The following is a 21,060-nucleotide window of genomic DNA, read 5'->3' on the forward strand; positions in this document are numbered from 1 at the left end:
AATAATAAAGGAGAATAAGAGATGGCAAATTCAATCAACGTGTTGGCGGCGGGCAGTCTGCGTCTGGTGTGGGAGCAGCTGACGCAAGCTTTTACCGAAGCCACCGGCACGAAAGTAAAAACCGAATTTGGACCCGCCGGGCTATTGCGCCAGCGCATTGAGCAGGGGGAGAAAGCCGATCTCTTCGCCTCCGCCAACACTGCTCATCCGCTGGCCATCCAGCAGCAGGGCCGCGCGCTGGAAGTGAATACCTTCTGCGGCAACAGCCTCTGTCTGGTGGCGCGTGATACGCCAGAGCTGGACGGCCTGAATTGGCTGACCGTGCTTCTCGACTCTCGTTTTCGCCTCGCCACCTCGACGCCGCAGAGCGACCCGTCGGGGGATTACACCTTGCAGATGTTCGAAGAGATTGAGCGCCGCCATCCGGGTTCTGGCGAGGGGTTGCGTAATAAAGCGCTAAGACTGGTTGGCGGCCCCAACAGCGCCGTGGTACCCAAAGGCAAATTGGCGTCAGAATGGCTGATTTGCAGCGGGCAGACCGACCTGTTCATTGGCTACACCAGCTATGCCAGATTGCTGCGTGAAAACGATAAACTGCGGGTGTTTAACATTCCGGCGGATTACAACGTGCGGGCCAACTACGCGCTGGCGATCTGTACGGAGAAGGCCAAGCCGCTGGCGGAATTTATTCTGTCTGACCAAGGCCAGCACCTGCTACAGAATGCCGGTTTTTGCGGGCGGGACTCGGTGATGCGGGAATAACCGGGGAACTGTTTTAAGCTTGGTCGAAGCGATGTCGTCGGGCGCGAAGTGGGTTCTCTGCTTGCGCCCTTCTTATTGCAATCTTGCTAGATCAATCGTTGAAATCACGTTCCTTCAGCGCACGCTGGCGATCGTAATATTCATCTTCTGCGGCGATAATTTCATCCAGCAGCGAATCCACATCGGCTTTCGAAGTGTCTTCCACAAAGTGACCCGTCAGCACGCTTTCCGGCGTCAGTTTGCCGTCTTCATACAGCGCCCAAATCTCTTTGGCGAAGCGCGTCTCCAGCAACTGCGGCGCGAACTGCCCGTAGTAGCTGCGCATGTTATTCACGTCGCGCTCGAACATAGATTCGGCGTGGTTGTTGGCCGAGGCGTCGACGGCCTGCGGTAAGTCGATAATCACCGGCCCGTTGGCGTCCATCAGCACGTTGAACTCTGACAAGTCGCCGTGAACGATACCGGCACAGAGCATGCGCACGATATTGCGGATCATGGTGTCGTGGTCAGCCACCGCCTCTTCTGGCGTAAGCATCACGTCACTCAGGCGCGGCGCCACCAGCCCTTCGGCATCGGTGATCAGCTCCATCAGCAGCACGCCGTCGAGACAGATGTAAGGCTGTGGCACGCGCACCCCGGCGTTAGCGAGGCGGAAAAGCGCGTCAACTTCGGCGGTCTGCCAGGTTTCTTCCTGCTGCTTGCGACCGAACTTCGAGCCTTTTTGCATCGCACGCGCACTGCGGCTGTTGCGAACCTTACGCCCTTCCTGATACTGCACCGCCTGCTTAAAACTACGCTGGGTGGCTTCCTTGTAAACCTTGGCGCAACGGATCTCTTCACCGCAAAGTACAGTGTAAACGTCGGCTTCTTTGCCGCTTTTCAGTCGACGGACCACATCGTCTATCAGGCCGTCATCCACCAGAGGTTGGATTCTATTTGGGATTTTCATGCAGCCTTGTACCTTATTTACTCGCGCGAGGGAATCACCAGCGCAATATTCCCTTCGTGAACTTTGATGAGAGAGCGGCCTGCGGCTCACTTCCCCCATTTCGTAATGCATACTGTAACACTCCGCCGCAAACAACACCTGACTACGACGGGGGATTTCCGTCAGTTTATCTTAGTGATCACTTCCTGCACAAACTGATGCTTATGCCAGCTAAGGGCAATGCGCTCATCAAAGAACCTGACAGAAAAGATAAGCTGGAAGGGTTTGTTTATTTACCCCACCCTGCTATTTATTAAGCATTAATAAACATTCATTATTTCCATCTGTAAAAATGCGTGTAAATTAATATCAAAAATATATTGGGAATGATAAACCCCATTATTTACCCCCGCACTTCGTTTAACTATCGTTTATTTATCACCCGCGTTGGTATACATATCGTTTATTATGAGAGTGGTACTGTGCCGGAACTTTCTCGTTATAGGTAACAGTCATGCCAAATATTTTAATTACCGGCGCATCAGGTTTCGTGGGTGGCGCAGTGGTTGAACATATTATTCGTCACGTCGCTATGGATAACCTTCAATTACTTTTATTAGTCAGGGCTGACGATAATCTGGCTGGCCGTAAACGTATTATTAGTAATCTGCAAAAATTCGATTTAACCGAACAACAGCTTTCCGTTATCACCGAAGACTCTATTTTGATTGGCGACCTCGGCGAACCTGAAGGTTTTATTAACGATCCGCGCCTTGATGACATTACTCACGTGATCAACTGCGCCGCCATTGCATCCTTTGGTAATAATCCGGTGCTGTGGAAAGTGAACGTTGATGGCTCACTGGCTTTTGCTAAACGTATGGCACAGGTAAAAAGCCTGCAACGCTTTGTCCACGTCGGCACCGCCATGGCGTCCATGCCAGACAAAGACAGCATCTTCTATGAAGATATGCCTGACAACGCCCATAACGAAGATCTGGTGCAGTACACGGCGTCCAAGCGTGCGATTGAAAATCTGATCCGCCAAGAGTGTCCGGATATGCCCTTCGTCGTGGCGCGCCCGTCAATTATCGTCGGCCACACTCAGTTTGGTTGTCGCCCATCCAGCAGTATTTTCTGGGTGTTCCTGATGGCGCTAAAACTGAAGAAATTCCCCTGTACGTTGGACGATAGAATTGACGTTATTCCGGTGGATTATTGCGCCATGGTATTGGTCAATCTCTGCCTGAATAGCGATATTCAGCACGATTTCTATCATATTTCATCCGGCGATATGTCCACGCCTTTCCATGAAATAGATATTTGTGTCGCCAAAGCCAGCAATACGCCAGCGGCCGTTAATGAATACAAACAAACGACTTATCAAGACTTCATTGGTATTCGCAAGCAGTTCAAAGATATTCTTGGCCCGTGCAATGATAAGATTATTTTACGCGCCATTAAATTATATGGCAGCTTCGCGGAATTAAACGTCAAATTCGATAACCGTCGTGTAATGGACATGGGCCTGCCAAAACCTATGCCATTTAAAAACTATATCGATAAGTGCGTTAGCTCCACGCACGGTCAAACCATCTCCGAACTGATGATGGTTGATTTTAAATAAGCCTTCAGAGAAACCGCTGAAAATAAAAATCCCGCGTTATATTTTTGCGCGGGATTTTTTTATTGCGGGCTTTTAGCGACAAATTTTTCGCTTACGGCATTCCGTTGCGACCAAACAGCCGGAAACCTTCGCGCTGGTTCAATCTTTCGTAGTAAGCCTCCACCGCAGGCAGCGCCGGGCGAGCCATCGGGGTCATCGCCCAGCGGTTTACCGACAGGCCCAGCGGGATATCCGCCAGCGTGAAGCTGTCTCCCAGCACGTAGTCACCGCTTTTTTGTAGCTGCGCTTCCAAAATCTGCATATGCCGATTCCAGTTACTCACTCCGGCTTCAATTAACGCCGGGTCCTGATGCTGCGCGCTATTACGCGCCAGCGCCGGGAAGGCGTAGCGCCAAGAGTTATTCAACTCGCCCGCCTGCCAGTCCATCCACTGCTCGGCCAGGGCGCGGGTTTTTATATCTGCCGAAAGCAGATCCTCACGCCCTTCGCGCGCCGCCAGATAGCGGCAAATCACGTTGGATTCCCACAGCACAAAATCGCCGTCGATCAGCACCGGCACCATGGCATTGGGATTTAATGCTTTGAACTCAGGGGTTTCGGTGGACTGAAATCCGCTGCCGTAGTCCTCGCGTAAATAATCCAGCCCTAGCTCATGACAGGTCCACAGCACTTTGCGGACATTGATAGATGACGCCTTACCCAATAATTTCAACACGATACCTCCTGATAGACAGCAGACAATGTGAACATCAATGTGGATCTGGTGACCCATAAAAAGAGTTAAAAACGCGGCCCCGCACGTTTAAAAATGCGGGTTGGGCTGCCGTAATACTCGGTGTCGGTTTCCGCCACAAAGCCACACTTCTCGGCGAGGCGAATCGAAGCAATATGTTCAGGATCGATGATGCAGCAGAGCTGGCGGTCGAGGTGGGTGTCGGCCCACTCCAGCACTTTCTGCGCGGCTTCCAGCGCATAGCCTTTGCCGTGGAAAGCCGGGGAGATCACCCAGCCCATCTCGGCCAAACCTTCCAGCGAGGGGGTGATATCGCGCTGATAATCCGCAATACCCACTTCACCAACAAAGGTGCCGTCACGCAGACAAACGGCCCAATAGCCAAAGCCCAGCATCTGCCAGTGACCCGGATAACGCAATAAGCGGCTCCAACTGGCCTCTCGGCTGGACGGCGTGCCGCCGATATACTTCACCACGTCGGGGTTGGCCCACTGCTCGGCAATGGCATCAAAATCTTCCACGCGATGGCCGCGCAGGACAAGGCGCACAGTTTCTAAAACGGGGGCAGAAGTCAGCATGGGGTTGGCTCATTAAATTTCACTAAATCATAAGCTAACACTGAAATACGTGGGGAGGGAATGGACTTTTTAGCGCAAGATTTGCTGGCGAAGTTCGGTCGGCGTGATACCACGCATGGCTTTGAAACGGTTACTAAAATGGCTGGTCGAGCTGAAGCCGCACTCCAGCGCAATGGCCGTGACGTCCAGCGCGCTGCCGCGCAGTAAGTTCTCGCCCTGAATGAGCCGGGCATTCATCACATACTGATGGGGCGCCATGCCCATGCTCTGTTTGAACATGCGGGCAAAGTGGAATTCGCTCAGCTCCGCCAAGGCCGCCAGCTCGGCCAAGAGTAGCGACTGGGAAAGATTGGCGTGAATATACTCTTTTACCCGGTTAAGTACCGCAGGCGACAGCCCGCCGCGCACCGTCGGCAAGGCCCACTGTAGCTGGGTGTAGTTTTTCACCAGATGGGCCATCAGCAGCGTGGAGGCACTGCTGAGCATCAGGTGGTTGCTACGCTCCTGCCACTGGCTACTGAGCAAAAACTGGCGATAGAGCAGCGTGATTTGCGGGTCTTCGGCAAAAGTTCGCTCTTCCAATTGAATGCTCGCCGGTGTGCGTTCCCACGTCTGCTCGACCAAATGCAGCAGATGCTCATCACTGCAATACAGATGCACGAAGGAGAGATCGTCGCGCACGTCCCAACTCGACACATTATTTTTGGGCATGATGCAGAAGCGATCCGGGCCACCGCCGTTCCGCCAGCCGGAGCGCGTTTTATGATAGGTTTCATAGCCATCCGCCACGTAGAGGCTCAGAGTATGGTGGTCAGGATTCTCCTGCGTGACGCAGTCATTCTTGTTCGACCAGGCGGCGAGCTTAATACCAGAGCCTAACTCCACGCTGTCGTGCAGGACAGCATGATGCTTCCTGAGCGTTTCGAACGCCTGATAAACCTTGCCCATGGTGCGCACCGTTGGAATAAATGAGAGCGCTAAGTGTAACGGTTTGGCGGGTGCGGAGGCCAGTTTTTGAGCTTTCACCCTGAAAAAAAGCGCAAGAATATGCAAACCCCAGCAGCCCGGTGCAAGCGCGGTCGCGGCAAATGCCGCAGAATTCCGCCTTTCTATACCGGGGATTGAACATGAACGCGCTGTTATATATTTCGATTATTTTGGTCTGGGGCACGACGTGGTTTGCTATTTATCTTCAGCAAGGTGATGTTCCTGCGTCAGTTTCTATTTTTTATCGTTTCCTGCTGGCCGCCATCCTGATGCTGATTGTCATGCTGGCAACCCGCCGCCTGCGCCGCCTGCCGCTGCGCGACCACCTGTTTTGCATGGTGCAGGGCTGCTGCGTGTTCAGCTTCAACTTCTACTGCTTCTACCATGCTGCGGCCTATATCAGCACCGGGCTGGAATCGGTGATTTTCTCCATGTCAGTGCTGTTCAATGCCTTTAACGGCATGCTGTTCTTCCGCCAAAAGCTCGCGCCAACGCTGATCCCCGCTTCTATCCTCGGTCTGGCGGGCATTGTGACCCTGTTCTGGCACGACCTTTCCGCGTCCCATATCGCGCCAGAATTACTCAAAGGCATTGGCCTGAGCCTGCTCGGCACCTACGGTTTCTCGCTGGGCAATATGATCAGCACCCGCCACAAAAATCGCGGGCTGGACGTGTTCTCCACCAACACTTACGCGATGTTTTATGGCACCGCAGTGATTGGCGCGCTGGCCCTGTCGCAGGGTGAATCCTTCGCCATCGACCTGACGCCGCAGTATATCGGCTCACTGATTTACCTCGCCGTGTTCGGCTCGGTAGTGGCGTTCGGCATCTATTTCAGCCTGGTCGGGCGTATCGGGGCCAGCCAAGCGGCTTACAGCACCCTGCTGTTCCCATTGGTGGCGCTAACTGTCTCTACTTTCGGCGAAGGCTATCAGTGGCACGTTAACGCAGTGATTGGGCTCGGCATGATCCTGCTGGGGAATTTCGTGATGTTCGCCAAACCTAACTGGTTCAGCGGATGGCGTAAAACGGATAAAGCATTGAGTTAAATCGGGTTGGCCTGAGGGATCAGGCCAATAGACTTTCTCCACCAATCAGCGGAATGATTCTGGCAAGTACATCATCAAAAAGCTGAGGTTCAGCTCGGACAATAAACTTGGCCTTACGCTGCCGCCAATCAAGTGTGTGAATTAACGTGGTGGCGACAACACTAGGAGTTTCAAGGTTATTGACCAATACTTCCGTCGGCGCTCCCCGAATACTGCTGCTGATCGGTGTACATATCACCAAGCCAGTGACGGTGCTGTAAGTTTCATGAGAGAGGATAAGGGCTGGACGGTATTTCCCTATTTCTTTGCCTTTCGTCGGCTCAAAATCCAGCCAGCAAATATCTCCGCGTTTGGGTATATAAATCAAAAATCTAACTCCCTGTCCTTAGGTTCTACCAATTCATCCGCATGGGCGGTGTAGGCACTCAATCCCATCAGTAAATCTGCTTCCGTCACGTTTTTCTTCTCGGCTTTACGAATATGCAAACCCTCTTCCGTAATTTCGACGTCTACGACATCCCCTTCTTCAAACTGTGGAATCGACTTCAAATTTCCTGACAGCCTGAGCGCAATGCTGTTACCCCATTTCTGTAATGTAGCTTGTGTTCGCATCGTATATTCCTTCATCAATGTATCTACAAAGAGTATACGCAATAAAGCCCGCCGCTGACTATGCAGTGACGGGCTTTATCATTTAAATATCAGATCTGCCTTCAGATAAAATTCTGCAATAAACGCTCTTACATCGCAGGCTTCAACAAATCTTCCAACCCAATACGGCGGAACAGCTCGGTGCGGCCATCCATGTGACCGGGGTGAGCGAGCGCAGCCAACACCCCACAACTCGAAGTATGACGGGGATGAAGGGGATTTAGATGATGCCGCCATTAGCGCGCAGCGTCTGGCCATTGATCCATGCACCATCAGGACCAGCCAAGAAAGCAACCACGGCGGCAATATCTTCTGGCTGGCCGAGACGTTCCAGAGGAGCCACTTTTGAAATGGTTTCAATCAGTTGCTCTGACTTACCGTTGAAGAACAGGTCAGTGGCCGTTGGGCCTGGAGCTACCGAGTTGACGGTGATTTGGCGCCCTCGCAGCTCTTTGGTTAACACCCGGCTCATGGCTTCCACCGCCGCCTTGGTGGCAGCATAGACGCCGTACGTTGGCTGGTAGAGGCCCACCACGCTTGAAGAGAAGTTAATGATTCGGCCGCCGTTACGCATGCCTTTCGCCGCTTCGCGCAGGGTGTTGAAGGTGCCTTTCAGGTTGATATCAATCAGGCTGTCGAAGGTGGCATCGTCAGTATCAGCAATGCTCGACAGCGGCATTACGCCCGCGTTATTGACCAACACGTCGATGCCGCCGAAAGCCTGCTCGGCGCTGGCAAACATTTTTGCCACAGCCGCAGAGTCACTCACGTCTGCCTGTGCGCTCACTGCGCGGCCACCCGCCTGTTCGATTCTCTGCACCAACGCGTCAGCGGTTTCAGCACCACGGGAGTAGTTCACAATCACGGTGAAACCCTCTTTCGCCAAACGTTCTGCAATCGCCGCGCCGATACCCCGTGACGCGCCCGTTACTAAAGCCACTTTGTTTTGAGTTGTAGTTGTCATGTTCTCTTCCTCGTCATTGATTAATTAGTCAGCAGCGTTGCTCACCGTTGAACAGAGAGTAGTCCATTGAACTTTTCGAATAATTACCTAATATTCGTTAACACTATCCGAATAATTCGAACAATAAAGAGAGCCAAAGGTGGATAAACTCGACAGCATGCGGCTGTTCACCCGCGTGGTAGAACTGCGCAGTTTTACCCAGGCCGCGCAGGATCTGGATTTAAAACGTTCAACCGTCACCGACGCCATCAAACAGCTGGAGCAGCGGCTGAATGTCCGGCTGTTGCAGCGCACCACTCGCCACGTCAGCGCGACGCTGGATGGTGAAGCTTATTATCAGCGCTGTTTGCGGATTTTAGCTGACGTCGAGGAGGCCGAGATGGCTTTTGCCGGAGCACGGCCCAAGGGGATTTTGCGGGTAGACGTGCACGGCACCATGGCGCGCTACTTCGTCCTGCCGGGCCTGCCGGAGTTTCTGGCGCGCTATCCCGACATAGAAATGGTGCTGAGCGAAGGGGATCGCTTGGTGGATTTGGTACGCGAAGGCATCGACTGCGTGATCCGCGCCGGGGAGCTAAAAGACAGCGATATGGTGGCGCGATCGCTGGGGCAGCTTGAAGAGATAACCTGCGCCAGCCCTGATTATTTGCAGCGCGTCGGCACGCCAAAAACGCTGGAAGATCTTCAGGGACATCAGATGATTGGCTATCGCTCGACCGCCACCGGCGGCTTATTGCCACTGGTGTTCAACGTCGAGGGGAAAGTGCATTCTGTGACCCTACCCACCACGCTTTCGGTGACCGGCGCAGAGAGCATGAAAGAAGCGGCCAGACGCGGGCTGGGGATTATTCAGGTGCCAAAATATGGTTTAACCGAGGATTTGCAAAGCGGCGCGTTGGTGCAGATTTTGCCGCAGTTCCCCCCTGGTTCGATGCAAGTTTCCCTGCTTTACCCGCGCAACCGCCAGCTGTCGCCAAGAGTGCGGGTGTTTATTGACTGGATGGTGAAGGAGTTTGCGGCCAGGAATCAGTAAGTGTTACAGCACCATGCTGACCAGCCTGAGCTGTTCAATGTCCTGCAACGGCGGCGCGCCAAAAGAGCGGCGATACTCACGGTTAAATTGCGAAGGGCTTTCATAACCGACCTGAAAAGCCGCCGTGGCGGCGTCGAGGTCCCCCGCCAACAGTAAACGTCGCGCTTCCAGCAGGCGAATTTGCTTTTGATATTGCAGCGGACTCATGGCCGTTAGCGCCTTGAAGCGATGATGCAGGTTGGAGACGCTCATGCCCACCAGCTTGGCTAACTCCTCCATGCGCAGCGGTTTGCTGAAGTTCTGTTTAATCCATATCACCGCGTCGCTCACCCCTTTGCCCTGATAATAGGAAAGCAGGTGGTGGTAAAACGCATCGCATTTTGGGTTAGTGATCAGCCGGTAGAAGATCTCCTTTTTCACCAGTCCGCCCAATGCCTGCAGCTCCTGCGGGTTGTCGAGCATGCTAATCAGCCGTAAAAAAGCGTCCTGTAACTGCTCGTCAGAATGCGCCACGTAGGCCGCCACGCTGCTGCCTTGCCCTGTGGGCGGCGCGACTTTCATGTCGATCAGCAGGTCGGCCATTTCCGGGATATTCAGGTCAATGCGTACGCCAAGGTAAGGCTCATCCTGCGTCGCCCGCGTCACTTGCCCGGCAATCAGCATATCGATGGCGGCCAGCACGTAGCTGCCCGCACCGTAATCCGTCACTTCCTGGCCGATCAGCACGCGCTTTCCACCCTGTAACACCATGCACACCGCGGGTTCCAGCATGCCCTTCTTCATGTCGGTCGGCTCGGCGTAGCGAATGAAAGACAGCCAGGGCAGCGCGGTTTGCAGCGTCACTTCACTGGCGTCGAGACCGGCATAGCAGGCCGTTACCCGCTGGCGCAGCTTGTGCAGCGTCGGCGAATCCTCGAGATGTGAACGGCTTCTTGGCGGACTCTCTGGCTGTCGATTCATTATGCGTTGCTCGTTATTACCGGTTGGTCATCAACAATGCTCTTTGGCTCAAGATACGCCTCTAGCCCATAGGTGCCAAATTCTCGGCCCATGCCCGACTGCTTGAAGCCGCCAAACGGCGCATCGGGCACGTCGTACATGCCGTTGATGAACACCCTCCCGGCGACGATTTTCGACGCCACGTAGCGCGCTTGCTCAAGGTTCTGGCCACTCACGTAGCCGTGCAGGCCATAGACCGTGTCATTAGCCATGGCGATGGCCTCTTCAACGTTATTGTAGGTCAGCACTGAGATAACCGGACCAAAGATCTCTTCGCGGGCGATAGTCATTTCAGGCGTCACGTTGACGAACACCGTCGGTTTGACGAAATAGCCGCTCTCCAGCCCTTCCGGGCGCCCTTCGCCCCCGCACAGCAGCACTGCGCCTTCGGCCACGCCCTGACGAATGTAGTTTTGCACGCGCTGATACTGCTTGGCGGTAACTAATGGGCCGATGAAAACATCGCTCTTGGCTGGGTCGCCGACGGTAAGCTGACCAATCGTGCGTTTAATCTGCGCTTTCACCTCTTCTAAACGGCTCTGCGGCACCAGCAGGCGAGTCCCGGCCAGACAGGCCTGCCCGTTATTGATAGTGCCAATGGTCAGCGCCAGAGGAATCGCCTTTTCCAAATCGGCATCTTGCAGAATCACGTTGGCCGACTTACCGCCCAGCTCGAGCGTGACGCGCTTCATGGTGTCCACCGCGCCGCGCGCGATGGTTTTACCCACCAGCGTCGAACCGGTAAAGGAGATTTTGGCAATGTCCGGGTGGCGAGTGATTTCTGCGCCGACCACGTCGCCACGCCCGGTGACGATATTGAAGACGCCCGGCGGCAGTCCGGCGTCGTGCAGGCATTCGGTGATGATTTGCGTCTGCGCCGCGCTCAGCTCGCTCGGCTTGATCACCACCGTGCTTCCCGCCGCCAGAGCCGTCGCCATTTTGTTGGTGATAAAGCCATAGTTGGCGTTCCACGGCGTGATCAGGCCGACGACGCCCATGGGTTCCATTACCACTTTCGCCTGCCCGACATAACGAACAAAATCATACTCCTGCAACAACTTGATGGTTTGCAGGAAAGCGCCGGAGGAGCGCGCCACCGTGCCTTTTGCCATCCAACCTGCGCCGCCGTATTCGGCGATCATCACGGCTTCTAGCTCATCGGCCCGCGCCAGCACGGCGTCATGTAATTGTTGCAAATATTGGATACGCTGGGCTTTGCTGGTCTGGGAGTAGCTGACATAAGCCGCTTTGGCGGCGGCAATCGCCCGCTGGGTATCAACTTCATCCGCCAGACGCACCTGCGTGACCACCTGCTCGGTCACCGGGTTTATCAGGTCCATCACTTCGCTGCCGTGCGGGGTGACAAACTGGCCGTTGATATAAATCTGATTGATCTGCTTTATCGTTGGGGATGACATGAATGACTCCGCTGCGGCCAAGCCGCTCAGTGAATGAACAATCATGTTAGGTGGCGAAGAGAAATCAGCGATAGACCGATACTGTGGAAGGATTGCCTAATCCTGCTGTTCGGGAGTAAGTTGAATCATCAACGATTGGAGTATGAAGAGCGATGACCACATCTAGCGTATTTCTGCATATTGGCCCTGAACAGACTGACATCACGGTTCGCACCGCCGGGCGCGAAGACCTACATTTGCCGCTAACGCTGGGTTCCGAGCTGACATCGCTGGCCTATTTTCGCCATACGCCGCCGACGCCCGCCGAGCTGGAAAATGCCATTATGGTGGTGGAAGACGAGCTGATGCGCGTACGCCACGACATCCCGTCAGGGGCGCGAGTGAGCAGCAGTGATAACGACATTCGTGCGATCGCGCGGCTGGCCGGAGTGGCGGAAAATGAACAGATGCCGCTGTCGGTGGAGGCCGTGGAGCGCACTTTTGATCGTCTGGCCTTAGTGATTAATGGCCGACCGGCCAGCTTTGAAGGCATCCCCGAGGGCAATGACTTCGCCGCCACGCTGCTGATCCTGCGCGAATTCATGCACCATTTGCAGTTCGAAGAGATTGTGGTGCAAGGCGCGAAGTTCGAGCTGTAAGTCTACAACCTGAATTTACGACAAGTCGTGCAGCTCTTTTTTCAACGCTTTGGTGAGGCTGATGTCGCTGAATTCCACTGCCAGTCCGGCACGCTGCGGCGTACAACACATCAGGCCAACGTGAATGCTTTTCGCGCCGGGGAATGGGCATAAACGCAGCAGCGGCCAGACCCGGCCATCCGTGGAGTATTGCACCCGCAAGCAGCCTTCGGTCAGGGTGACGCGCATCCAAAAATCTCGCGGATCGCCAGAAAAAATCCCCGTCGCCCAATCAGAATTCTCATTGGTCAGCACGCTACCAATCATCGGTTGGCCGTCGTTGAACTCGATGCCCGCCTTCAGCCAGTGGCTCTCGTCGGCAGTCACCATGATGCCCGCCTGATCGTACAGCGTGGTGAAATCACTGCGCACACGCACCTGTAGGGTGAAGTCCTCTGCCACGTCCCAGCCATAAACATGCCCGCTAAAACGGTTGAAGCCGTACCAGGTATTGCTCCAAAAATCGGTGGTGTCATCAGTCACGGCGCGCAGCACGCCATCTTGCTCCGACCACTGTTGCGGCGGGTTAATCCAGCGAGGAGTAGAATTCATGGGCTGTTCCTGGGCTAAAGAGTGAAAAGGTAAGGATAGAGGGAAAACGGCAAAGCGTCTGTTTAAGGATTGTATTTTTAGCATTTCGGTGACCAGAACAATCGGGTCTCGAGGGCATGGCAGGCAGGTTCGTAGATATATGAAAAGCAGAAAGGCCGATATCAAATATCGGCCCTTCACAATTTACTTTTGTATCAGCTGCATCCACGTAACACTAAACAGTAGAACGCTTTTGCGTGACGCTATGGTCGGGTGATACGCCCCCCCAAGCCTGAAACTGAATTGATCTTAAGCCAATCTGACGATAGGGTCAAGCCGAAGTGCCAGGCTTTATTCATTAATCTATGGGTAATACTTTAATATCTCATCTAAGTTTTTTTCGTCACCCATCATTTCTCTGCCGAATTTAAGAATAAATGCCTGTAATTTATCAACTTCGGCACTCAAAATCTTCTTCTCATCAAGGATCTGATTTTTTGTAGTTAATAACTTAGCTTTTTCTTTTTTGTTTTTTTCTAACTCAGTTTTTAAGACTGCAATTCTCGATGTAATATCCTGATTATATTGTTCTGCCAGCGCAGTCTTTATCAACTCTCGATCGCTTTGCGTGATCTTATATTGGTGATATTTATGCTCGTACTTAGATCGCGCATTGCGGGGAGGAAACACTCGATGGGTTGAAACGGTTTGAATCATATTTAACAGCGCAAAAGACGGTTTCTCACGATATCTAGCAGCAAGTGAAGAGAACGATTCTGGACTGACTTCTATATTCAAAGGGTCGTGAGCAAGCTTGATTTTGGTTGAAAGAGGAATGACCTGCACGCAGCCTCGGTGCTCTCGCAAAACGATACACGGCCGCCTCTTGTGCATCTCTCCTTTAATCAGCCCGTTTCCCACTCTGTTGTTAATCTGCGGCGCGTTATGCCCATCGAACAATTCAGAATAGAAGCCAAATTCAACATCCACTATTTGATAGGGCTTGAGATAATAACCCGCGTCTTTGTTTTGAGATGCGGAGAACTCTGCAACGGAGGCTGAAAAATCTGACTGATCTAGTGAAATATAAACAGCATCACTATCTATGATGACATTTTTAACTTGCCAGTTAAGTACTCCTTTATATTTAATAAAGTTATGCTTTACAAAAACATCATGTGAGTCTTGTTTAAATTCAGGTAAGACTATTTCTGAAAAAATAGAGTGAGTAACTTCTCCAAGTAACGTTCCATCGTTATGTTTAAATATAATCTTCATTTTTTAATATAGGGATCCTTTAAATAAAATATGAGGAATTAAGGGGAATCGTTACTAACATCGATAAGAAGAGATTCAATAATAAGGTAGAATACCGCGCATTCTAAAAAAGCGCTTCCTAATTCAGGAAACGCTTTTTAAAGAGGCTATATTATTGAAGTATCAATAATCAGAACGGGATATCGTCATCGAAATCCATTGGTGGTTCATTGTTCTGGGCTGGCGCGTTGTTTTGCGCAGCTGGGCGAGCTTGCTGACCGCCGCTGAACTGGTTGCCGCCTTGTGGCTGCTGAGGCTGGCCCCAACCGCTCTGGCCGCCAGAAGCCTGACCGCCGCCTGCAGGTGCGCCGCCGCCGGCACGACCGCCAAGCATCTGCATGGTGCCGCCCACGTTAACAACCACTTCGGTGGTGTATTTTTCAACGCCAGCCTGATCGGTCCATTTACGGGTTTGCAGTGCACCCTCGATGTAAACCTGAGAGCCTTTTTTCAGGTATTCGCCTGCCACTTCAGCCAGCTTGCCGAACAACACCACGCGGTGCCATTCAGTTTTTTCTTTCTGCTCGCCGGTCGCTTTGTCGCGCCAGCTTTCAGATGTCGCCAGAGTGATATTGGCTACGGCGCCGCCGTTAGGCATGTAGCGGACTTCTGGGTCTTGACCCAAATTCCCTACAAGAATGACTTTGTTTACGCCTCTGCTGGCCATGTCGACTCTCCTGATGAGTTAAATTCTATACAGTATAAACGAGGAATTTTAGCACGCGATGATTGCATATAATACCTGGAATACAGAATCAGAAAATGTTTAGCGACTCGACACCTGTTACATAAGATACTGGATATACATTCAGGTTTTCTTGTGCGAGGAGATTTATTTTGTGTCATAATTGCCCGTTATGTTCTTTCTCTGTGCCCGATTCGTTGACCGCCGCGATACAGATTGAGCGACGGCCATCGGCACGGTGAGCTATCACGTTAATCCGGGAATGATGAATGGATAAGATCGAAGTTCGGGGCGCACGCACCCATAATCTCAAGAATATCAACCTGATTATCCCGCGCGACAAACTGATTGTTGTCACCGGCTTATCGGGTTCAGGCAAATCCTCACTGGCGTTTGATACTCTCTATGCGGAAGGCCAGCGTCGTTACGTTGAGTCGCTGTCAGCCTATGCTCGCCAATTTTTATCCTTAATGGAAAAACCGGACGTTGACCATATCGAAGGTCTTTCTCCGGCGATTTCGATTGAGCAGAAATCCACGTCGCACAACCCGCGTTCGACGGTCGGTACCATCACTGAAATCCACGACTACCTGCGCCTGCTGTTTGCCCGCGTGGGTGAGCCGCGCTGCCCGGACCACAATGTGCCGCTGTCAGCGCAGACCGTCAGCCAGATGGTCGACAACGTGCTGGCGCAGCCGGAAGGCCAGCGCCTGATGCTACTGGCGACCATCATCAAAGATCGTAAAGGCGAGCACACCAAGACGCTGGAAAATCTGGCGGCGCAGGGTTACATCCGCGCCCGTATTGATGGCGAAGTCTGTGATCTGTCCGATCCGCCGAAGCTGGAGTTGCAGAAAAAGCACACCATTGAAGTGGTGGTGGATCGCTTTAAAGTGCGCGAAGACATCGCCCAGCGTCTGGCGGAATCTTTCGAAACTGCGCTGGAGCTGTCCGGCGGTACCGCCGTGGTCGCCGACATGGATGACCCGAAAGCCGACGAGATGCTGTTCTCCGCTAACTTTGCTTGCCCGATTTGTGGCTACAGCATGAGCGAGCTGGAACCGCGCATGTTCTCGTTCAACAACCCGGCCGGTGCCTGCCAGACCTGTGACGGCTTAGGCGTACAGCAGTTCTTCGACCCTGAACGCGTGGTGCAAAACCCAGAGCTTTCGCTGGCGGGTGGCGCAATCCGTGGTTGGGATCGCCGCAACTTCTACTACTTCCAGATGCTGCGCTCCTTGGGCGAGCACTATAAATTCGACGTGGAAGCGCCTTATAGCGAGCTGAGCAGCGACGTAAAACACGCCATCCTGCACGGCTCCGGCAAGGACACTATCGAGTTTAAATACATTAACGATCGCGGTGACACCTCGATTCGTCGCCATCCGTTTGAAGGCGTGCTGCACAACATGGAGCGCCGTTATAAAGAGACGGAGTCCAGCGCGGTGCGCGAAGAGTTATCCAAATACATCAGCAACCGCCCATGTGCGTCCTGTAAAGGCACCCGCCTGCGCGAAGAAGCGCGCCACGTGTTTGTGCAGGAGACCACGCTGCCGCAGATTTCTGATTTCAGCATTGGTCATGCGATGGAATTCTTCCAAAACATGAAACTCAGCGGCCAGCGCGCCAAGATTGCTGAGAAAGTGTTGAAGGAGATTGGCGACCGCCTGAAATTCTTGGTCAACGTCGGGCTGAACTACCTCTCTCTCTCGCGCTCGGCAGAAACCCTGTCCGGCGGCGAGGCGCAGCGTATCCGCCTGGCTAGCCAGATTGGTGCTGGCCTGGTGGGCGTGATGTACGTGCTGGATGAGCCGTCAATCGGCCTGCATCAGCGCGATAACGAACGCCTGCTGGAAACCCTGATCCACTTGCGCGACCTCGGAAACACGGTGATTGTGGTCGAGCACGACGAAGACGCGATCCGCGCCGCAGATTATGTCATCGATATCGGTCCGGGCGCTGGCGTCCACGGCGGTGAAGTGGTGGCAGAAGGCTCGGTGGATCAAATCATGGCGGTGGAAGCCTCGCTGACCGGCCAGTTCCTCAGCGGCAAACGTGAAATCGCGCTGCCAGAGAAACGCGTCCCGGCCGACCCCACCAAAGTGCTGAAGCTGTCTGGTGCCAAGGGCAACAACCTGAAAGACGTCACCCTGACGCTGCCGGTGGGCCTGTTTACCTGTATCACCGGCGTGTCCGGCTCGGGTAAATCGACGCTGATTAACGACACCCTGTTCCCGCTGGCCCAGCGCGAGCTGAACGGCGCGACCATCGCCGAAGCGGCACCTTATCGTGAAATCGACGGTCTGGCGCACTTCGACAAAGTGATCGACATCGACCAAAGCCCAATCGGCCGAACTCCGCGCTCTAACCCGGCCACTTATACCGGCATTTTCACTCCGGTTCGCGAGCTGTTTGCCGGCGTGCCTGAGTCACGCGCGCGCGGCTACAATCCGGGGCGTTTCAGCTTTAACGTCAAGGGCGGGCGCTGCGAAGCCTGTCAGGGCGATGGCGTGATTAAGGTCGAAATGCACTTCTTGCCGGACATTTATGTGCCGTGCGACCAGTGCAAAGGCAAACGCTATAACCGCGAAACGCTGGAAATTAAGTACAAGGGCAAGAGCATTCACGAAGTGCTGGAAATGACTATCGAAGAAGCGCGTGATTTCTTCGACGCCGTTCCTGCGCTGGCGCGTAAGCTGCAAACCCTGATGGACGTTGGCTTGACTTACATCTGCCTCGGCCAGTCAGCCACCACGCTGTCCGGCGGTGAAGCCCAGCGTGTGAAGCTGGCGCGCGAGCTGTCAAAACGCGGTACCGGCCAGACGCTGTATATTCTGGATGAGCCGACCACAGGTCTGCACTTCGCGGATATCCAGCAGCTGCTGGCGGTATTGCACCAGCTGCGCGATCAGGGCAACACCATCGTGGTTATCGAGCATAATCTGGACGTGATTAAAACGGCGGACTGGATTGTCGATTTAGGCCCGGAAGGCGGCAGCGGCGGCGGTGAGATTCTGGTCTCCGGCACCCCAGAAACCGTGGCGGAGTGCAAAGAGTCGCACACCGCGCGCTTCCTCAAGCCTATCCTTGAGCATCACAAGCAGAAAGCCAAGAAATCGGCCTAATGCTTCTCACCCCTTCTCCTGCTTTGGGAGAAGGGGTGATCCTCCTGCCTTCAAATCAAGTATGAATCTGCGGTAACTGCCCCAGCCTGTCACAGGCAAAATCCCAAAACGTCCTCACCTTGCGCGGCATCCTTTCCACCTTTTGCGCCACCAATTGCACCGGCATCGGCAGCGGCTCGTCGTTGGGCAACAATCTCATCATGGTCCCAGCAGCCAAATCATCAGCCACCTGATAACTCAGCAGGCGTGCAATCCCGTGCCCGGCGCGCACCGCCAGCAGCTGGGACTCCACTTCGTTAAACATCAAACGGGGCGAAAGCTTAACGCGCAGGCCATCCTCCCTCGGGCCAAAACGCCACTCCCGGCGCGGGGATTTTAAAGTGCTGAGGATGATTTGGTGCTCGGCTAACTCGGCGGGTTCACGCGGCTGGCCGTGCTTCGCCACATATTCGCGGCTCGCCACTAGCATGCGAGTCACCTCCCCCACCTTGCGTGCCACCTTGCCCGAATCCTCCAGATGCCCAATGCGAATCGCCAAATCCAGACCTTCGTCAATCAGGTCCACATTGCGGTCATTGAGCAGCATTTCGATTTGCATATCGGGATGCAGCGTGAGGAATTCCATCACCAGCGGGGCAATGTGTTTACGGCCAAACTGCACCGGCGCGGTGATACGCAGCAGGCCGCTGAGCTGGGTTTCGGCGGTGTCGAGCAGGGCATCCTGGTAGTGCCCAATCAGCAACTGGGCCTTTTCCGCCAACCGCGCCCCGGCCTCGGTCGGCGCGAGGCGTCGCGTGGTGCGTTCAACCAATCGCGCACCAAATCGCTGCTCAAGTGAGGCGATGGCGCGGGTGATGGCGGGAGCAGAGCGCCGCGTTTTACGCGCCGCCTCGGCCAGACTGCCGTGTTGCAGCACCGCCACGAAAATTTCCAGCTCGTCCAAACGGTCCATAGATTATTCCATTTACTGCAAGGGTATATTTCAATATTGGCGGATTCACTTTGTTTGTTGCAAGAGTAATCTGGAGTTAACCCGAACAAGGAGAATCACCATGCCCCACATTAAACTTTACGGAACCCCGCTGTCTGGTCACTGCCACCGCGTGGTGTTACTGCTCAACATGCTCAGCCTGCCGTTCGAATCCATCGATGCGCCGGCGGCGTTGCGCCAAACCGACGAATTCAAAAAGCTCAGCCCGATGGCGCAAGTTCCCGTGCTGGTCGATGGCGAGGTGGTGCTGACGGACAGCAACGCCATTCTGGTCTATCTGGTGAAACGCTATGCGCCGAACAGCCACTGGCTGCCGGAAGACGCGGTCGAAGCCGCCCAGGTGCAACAGTGGCTGTCGAAAGCGGCCGGTGAGATCCGCTACGGCGTGGCGTCTGCCCGCATGGTGACGCAGTTCAAAGCGCCGGAGCACTACGACGCGGCGATTGCCGTTGCACGCAAGTTTTTGCCCCAGTTGGAAGAGCACCTGCGCCAGCATGAATTCCTGGCGACCGATAAAGCGACTATCGCGGATCTGGCCTGCTCCTGCTATGTCAAAACCGCGCCAGAGGGCGGCATTTCGCTCGTCAACTATCCGTCGATTCGTCGCTGGCTAGCCCGCATTGAAAAGCTGCCCGGCTACCAGCCACAGCCAGAGCTGGCGCTGCCTGCTGAAGTGATGTAACGGCCACATTAAGAAGAAAAGTCGGGGTGGAAAATGAGCGAATCCTTAGCCGTGAATGATGTTTTTCACCCTGATGAACGCCGGGCGCAGGCCTTGGCGCAGTTTGATATCACCAGCGCGCCAATCCGCGCCGCCATGCCAGAGCAGCACCGGACGTTTTTCGCCGGTTTGCCCTATCTGCTGGCTTCCACCATTGATGATGAAGGCTGGCCGCTGGCGACGCTCTTCACCGGCCCACCGGGCTTTGTCAGCTCGCCGGACGACACGCATCTGCGCATTAACGCCCCGCGTCGGCAGGATGACCCGGCGCTGAATGCCATGTTTTCTGGTAAAGAGATCGGTATTTTGGGCATCGACTTCTCCAACCGCCGCCGTAACCGAGCCAACGGGCGGATCGGCCGGATGGATAAAAACCGTATTGAGATCGCCGTCGATCAAAGCTTCGGCAACTGCCCGAAATACATTCAGATCCGCGAGATCTACCCCGTGGACAGCGCAACGCCGCCTGCCGCCAGAGAGGATTTAGCCCAGTTAGATGATGAAGCGCGAGCGCTGATCCACCGCGCCGACACTCTGTTTGTGGCTTCTCACGCCTACAGTGAAAAGGCTCAGGGCGGCGCGGATGTCTCCCATCGCGGCGGGCAGCCGGGCTTTGTGAAGATAGACGGCAATCGCCTGTGGATCCCCGACTTCGTTGGCAATAAGTTTATGAATACGCTGGGTAATCTTCTGGCGAAACCGCGCGCCGCCCTGCTGTTTCCCGACTTCGACAATGGCGATATTCTGCACTTGCAGGGCACCACGGAGATTGTCTGGCAGCCAGAAACGATTAAAGGCCCCGAAGGAGCCCAGCGTTATTGGTGTGTCGATGTCCAGCGGGCGTGGCGTTTCCGTCAGGCACTGCCTTGGCGCGGGCGTAACGTGGAGTATTCACCCGCCTCGCTCGGCACCGGGCAGTGGTAATGCGCTACGCGCTTAAACCGTGGCGCGCTGATTCAGGCAGAGAAGCTACCACCAGCTGATAGGAGCCGTCGATCAGGTAGTAAAACTGCGAGTCCGGCAAGTCGCCATCGATATAAATGGTGTTCCAGTGCGCCTTATTCAGCTTATCGCCGGGGATCACGCAGTCGTGCTTGGCCCGCAAGTCGTCGGCCAATTCGGCACTGGTTTTGAGCGAAATAGCCTGCCGCCCGTTGCATTCGCAGAACATGGCAAACATCACGTCCGCCACTTTAATTTGGTTAGCACCGCGCTGGGTATTCTGCGTGGCCTCCGCGCCCGGCTTCCCCAAACAATAATCGAGTAATTCCTCATTGGTCATTT

At 54.3% G+C, this 21,060-nt stretch carries 22 protein-coding genes; 8 read left to right on the top strand and 14 right to left on the bottom strand.

The genetic code is table 11. The features are described 5' to 3' along the window. Positions 1-21 precede the first annotated feature (21 nt). Positions 22-762 carry a molybdate ABC transporter substrate-binding protein gene (locus tag V2154_RS19335; RefSeq protein WP_353503483.1) on the top strand — a complete coding sequence of 247 codons (741 nt, stop codon included), beginning with the start codon at positions 22-24 and terminating at the stop codon, positions 760-762. Between the two features lie 91 nt (positions 763-853). Here the strand turns inward: V2154_RS19335 and V2154_RS19340 are convergent, their stop codons facing one another. Continuing rightward, positions 854-1,711 carry a PA4780 family RIO1-like protein kinase gene (locus V2154_RS19340; RefSeq protein WP_353503484.1) on the bottom strand — a complete coding sequence of 286 codons (858 nt, stop codon included), beginning with the start codon at positions 1,709-1,711 and terminating at the stop codon, positions 854-856. A gap of 493 nt (positions 1,712-2,204) precedes the next feature. Here V2154_RS19340 and V2154_RS19345 point away from each other — a divergent pair, with 493 nt between their 5' ends. After that, on the top strand, positions 2,205-3,317 hold the full coding sequence (locus V2154_RS19345; RefSeq protein ID WP_353503485.1) for an SDR family oxidoreductase: 1,113 nt from the start codon (positions 2,205-2,207) through the stop codon (positions 3,315-3,317). Between the two features lie 91 nt (positions 3,318-3,408). Here V2154_RS19345 and V2154_RS19350 read toward each other — a convergent pair whose 3' ends face one another. The 3 genes from V2154_RS19350 to V2154_RS19360 all read right to left on the bottom strand — a co-directional run bounded on the left by V2154_RS19350 (position 3,409) and on the right by V2154_RS19360 (position 5,576). Then, complete coding sequence (locus V2154_RS19350) at positions 3,409-4,032, bottom strand: glutathione S-transferase family protein (protein ID WP_353503486.1); 624 nt, start codon at positions 4,030-4,032, stop codon at positions 3,409-3,411. A 65-nt stretch (positions 4,033-4,097) separates the two neighbouring features. After that, complete coding sequence (locus tag V2154_RS19355; RefSeq protein WP_353503487.1) at positions 4,098-4,628, bottom strand: GNAT family N-acetyltransferase; 531 nt, start codon at positions 4,626-4,628, stop codon at positions 4,098-4,100. Between the two features lie 69 nt (positions 4,629-4,697). Beyond that, on the bottom strand, positions 4,698-5,576 hold the full coding sequence (locus tag V2154_RS19360) for a helix-turn-helix domain-containing protein (RefSeq protein ID WP_353503488.1): 879 nt from the start codon (positions 5,574-5,576) through the stop codon (positions 4,698-4,700). A gap of 179 nt (positions 5,577-5,755) precedes the next feature. Here V2154_RS19360 and V2154_RS19365 point away from each other — a divergent pair, with 179 nt between their 5' ends. Then, positions 5,756-6,664, top strand: a complete 909-nt coding sequence (locus tag V2154_RS19365; RefSeq protein WP_353503489.1) for a DMT family transporter — start codon at positions 5,756-5,758, stop codon at positions 6,662-6,664. A gap of 19 nt (positions 6,665-6,683) precedes the next feature. Here the strand turns inward: V2154_RS19365 and V2154_RS19370 are convergent, their stop codons facing one another. The 3 genes from V2154_RS19370 to V2154_RS19380 form a co-directional block, all read right to left on the bottom strand. Continuing rightward, a complete protein-coding gene (locus V2154_RS19370) occupies positions 6,684-7,028 on the bottom strand; it encodes a type II toxin-antitoxin system PemK/MazF family toxin (RefSeq protein WP_324254481.1) in 345 nt (114 codons plus the stop codon). Continuing rightward, positions 7,028-7,276 carry an AbrB/MazE/SpoVT family DNA-binding domain-containing protein gene (locus V2154_RS19375; protein ID WP_353503490.1) on the bottom strand — a complete coding sequence of 83 codons (249 nt, stop codon included), beginning with the start codon at positions 7,274-7,276 and terminating at the stop codon, positions 7,028-7,030. Before V2154_RS19375 ends, V2154_RS19370 begins: the two co-directional genes overlap by 1 nt. A gap of 259 nt (positions 7,277-7,535) precedes the next feature. Next, a complete protein-coding gene (locus V2154_RS19380) occupies positions 7,536-8,279 on the bottom strand; it encodes an SDR family oxidoreductase (RefSeq protein WP_353503491.1) in 744 nt (247 codons plus the stop codon). Positions 8,280-8,418: 139 nt separating this feature from the next. Here V2154_RS19380 and V2154_RS19385 point away from each other — a divergent pair, with 139 nt between their 5' ends. Beyond that, complete coding sequence (locus V2154_RS19385) at positions 8,419-9,312, top strand: LysR family transcriptional regulator (RefSeq protein WP_353503492.1); 894 nt, start codon at positions 8,419-8,421, stop codon at positions 9,310-9,312. A gap of 3 nt (positions 9,313-9,315) precedes the next feature. Here the strand turns inward: V2154_RS19385 and V2154_RS19390 are convergent, their stop codons facing one another. After that, complete coding sequence (locus V2154_RS19390) at positions 9,316-10,272, bottom strand: AraC family transcriptional regulator (protein ID WP_353503493.1); 957 nt, start codon at positions 10,270-10,272, stop codon at positions 9,316-9,318. Further along, positions 10,272-11,729 (bottom strand): aldehyde dehydrogenase family protein, encoded by a 1,458-nt coding sequence (locus V2154_RS19395; RefSeq protein WP_353503494.1) that lies wholly within the window; start codon positions 11,727-11,729, stop codon positions 10,272-10,274. Before V2154_RS19395 ends, V2154_RS19390 begins: the two co-directional genes overlap by 1 nt. 152 nt (positions 11,730-11,881) lie before the next feature. Here V2154_RS19395 and V2154_RS19400 point away from each other — a divergent pair, with 152 nt between their 5' ends. Then, on the top strand, positions 11,882-12,367 hold the full coding sequence (locus V2154_RS19400; protein WP_353503495.1) for a hypothetical protein: 486 nt from the start codon (positions 11,882-11,884) through the stop codon (positions 12,365-12,367). A 15-nt stretch (positions 12,368-12,382) separates the two neighbouring features. Here V2154_RS19400 and V2154_RS19405 read toward each other — a convergent pair whose 3' ends face one another. The 3 genes from V2154_RS19405 to ssb1 form a co-directional block, all read right to left on the bottom strand. Next, positions 12,383-12,958, bottom strand: coding sequence for a DUF1349 domain-containing protein (locus V2154_RS19405; RefSeq protein ID WP_353503496.1), 576 nt, complete (start codon positions 12,956-12,958; stop codon positions 12,383-12,385). 342 nt (positions 12,959-13,300) lie between these two features. Next, entirely contained in the window at positions 13,301-14,215 is a 915-nt protein-coding gene (locus tag V2154_RS19410; RefSeq protein WP_353503497.1) for a type II toxin-antitoxin system PemK/MazF family toxin, read from the bottom strand. 169 nt (positions 14,216-14,384) lie between these two features. Continuing rightward, on the bottom strand, positions 14,385-14,921 hold the full coding sequence (gene ssb1, locus V2154_RS19415) for a single-stranded DNA-binding protein SSB1 (protein WP_353503498.1): 537 nt from the start codon (positions 14,919-14,921) through the stop codon (positions 14,385-14,387). 287 nt (positions 14,922-15,208) lie between these two features. Between ssb1 and uvrA the strand changes: the two genes are divergently transcribed. Beyond that, positions 15,209-18,064 (top strand): excinuclease ABC subunit UvrA, encoded by a 2,856-nt coding sequence (gene uvrA, locus V2154_RS19420; RefSeq protein ID WP_353503499.1) that lies wholly within the window; start codon positions 15,209-15,211, stop codon positions 18,062-18,064. A 55-nt stretch (positions 18,065-18,119) separates the two neighbouring features. Here the strand turns inward: uvrA and V2154_RS19425 are convergent, their stop codons facing one another. After that, positions 18,120-19,016, bottom strand: a complete 897-nt coding sequence (locus tag V2154_RS19425; protein ID WP_353503500.1) for a LysR family transcriptional regulator — start codon at positions 19,014-19,016, stop codon at positions 18,120-18,122. Between the two features lie 100 nt (positions 19,017-19,116). On the opposite strand from V2154_RS19425, the gene V2154_RS19430 reads away from it, so the two are divergent. Both V2154_RS19430 and V2154_RS19435 read left to right on the top strand, forming a co-directional pair. Further along, a complete protein-coding gene (locus V2154_RS19430) occupies positions 19,117-19,737 on the top strand; it encodes a glutathione S-transferase family protein (protein ID WP_353503501.1) in 621 nt (206 codons plus the stop codon). A 33-nt stretch (positions 19,738-19,770) separates the two neighbouring features. Beyond that, complete coding sequence (locus V2154_RS19435; RefSeq protein WP_353503502.1) at positions 19,771-20,700, top strand: pyridoxamine 5'-phosphate oxidase family protein; 930 nt, start codon at positions 19,771-19,773, stop codon at positions 20,698-20,700. Between the two features lie 4 nt (positions 20,701-20,704). Here the strand turns inward: V2154_RS19435 and V2154_RS19440 are convergent, their stop codons facing one another. Continuing rightward, positions 20,705-21,058, bottom strand: a complete 354-nt coding sequence (locus V2154_RS19440) for an MmcQ/YjbR family DNA-binding protein (RefSeq protein WP_353503503.1) — start codon at positions 21,056-21,058, stop codon at positions 20,705-20,707. Between the last annotated feature and the right edge of the window lie 2 nt (positions 21,059-21,060).

It is taken from the genome of Ewingella sp. CoE-038-23, assembly GCF_040419245.1.
In the GTDB taxonomy this organism is placed as follows: domain Bacteria; phylum Pseudomonadota; class Gammaproteobacteria; order Enterobacterales; family Enterobacteriaceae; genus Ewingella; species Ewingella allii.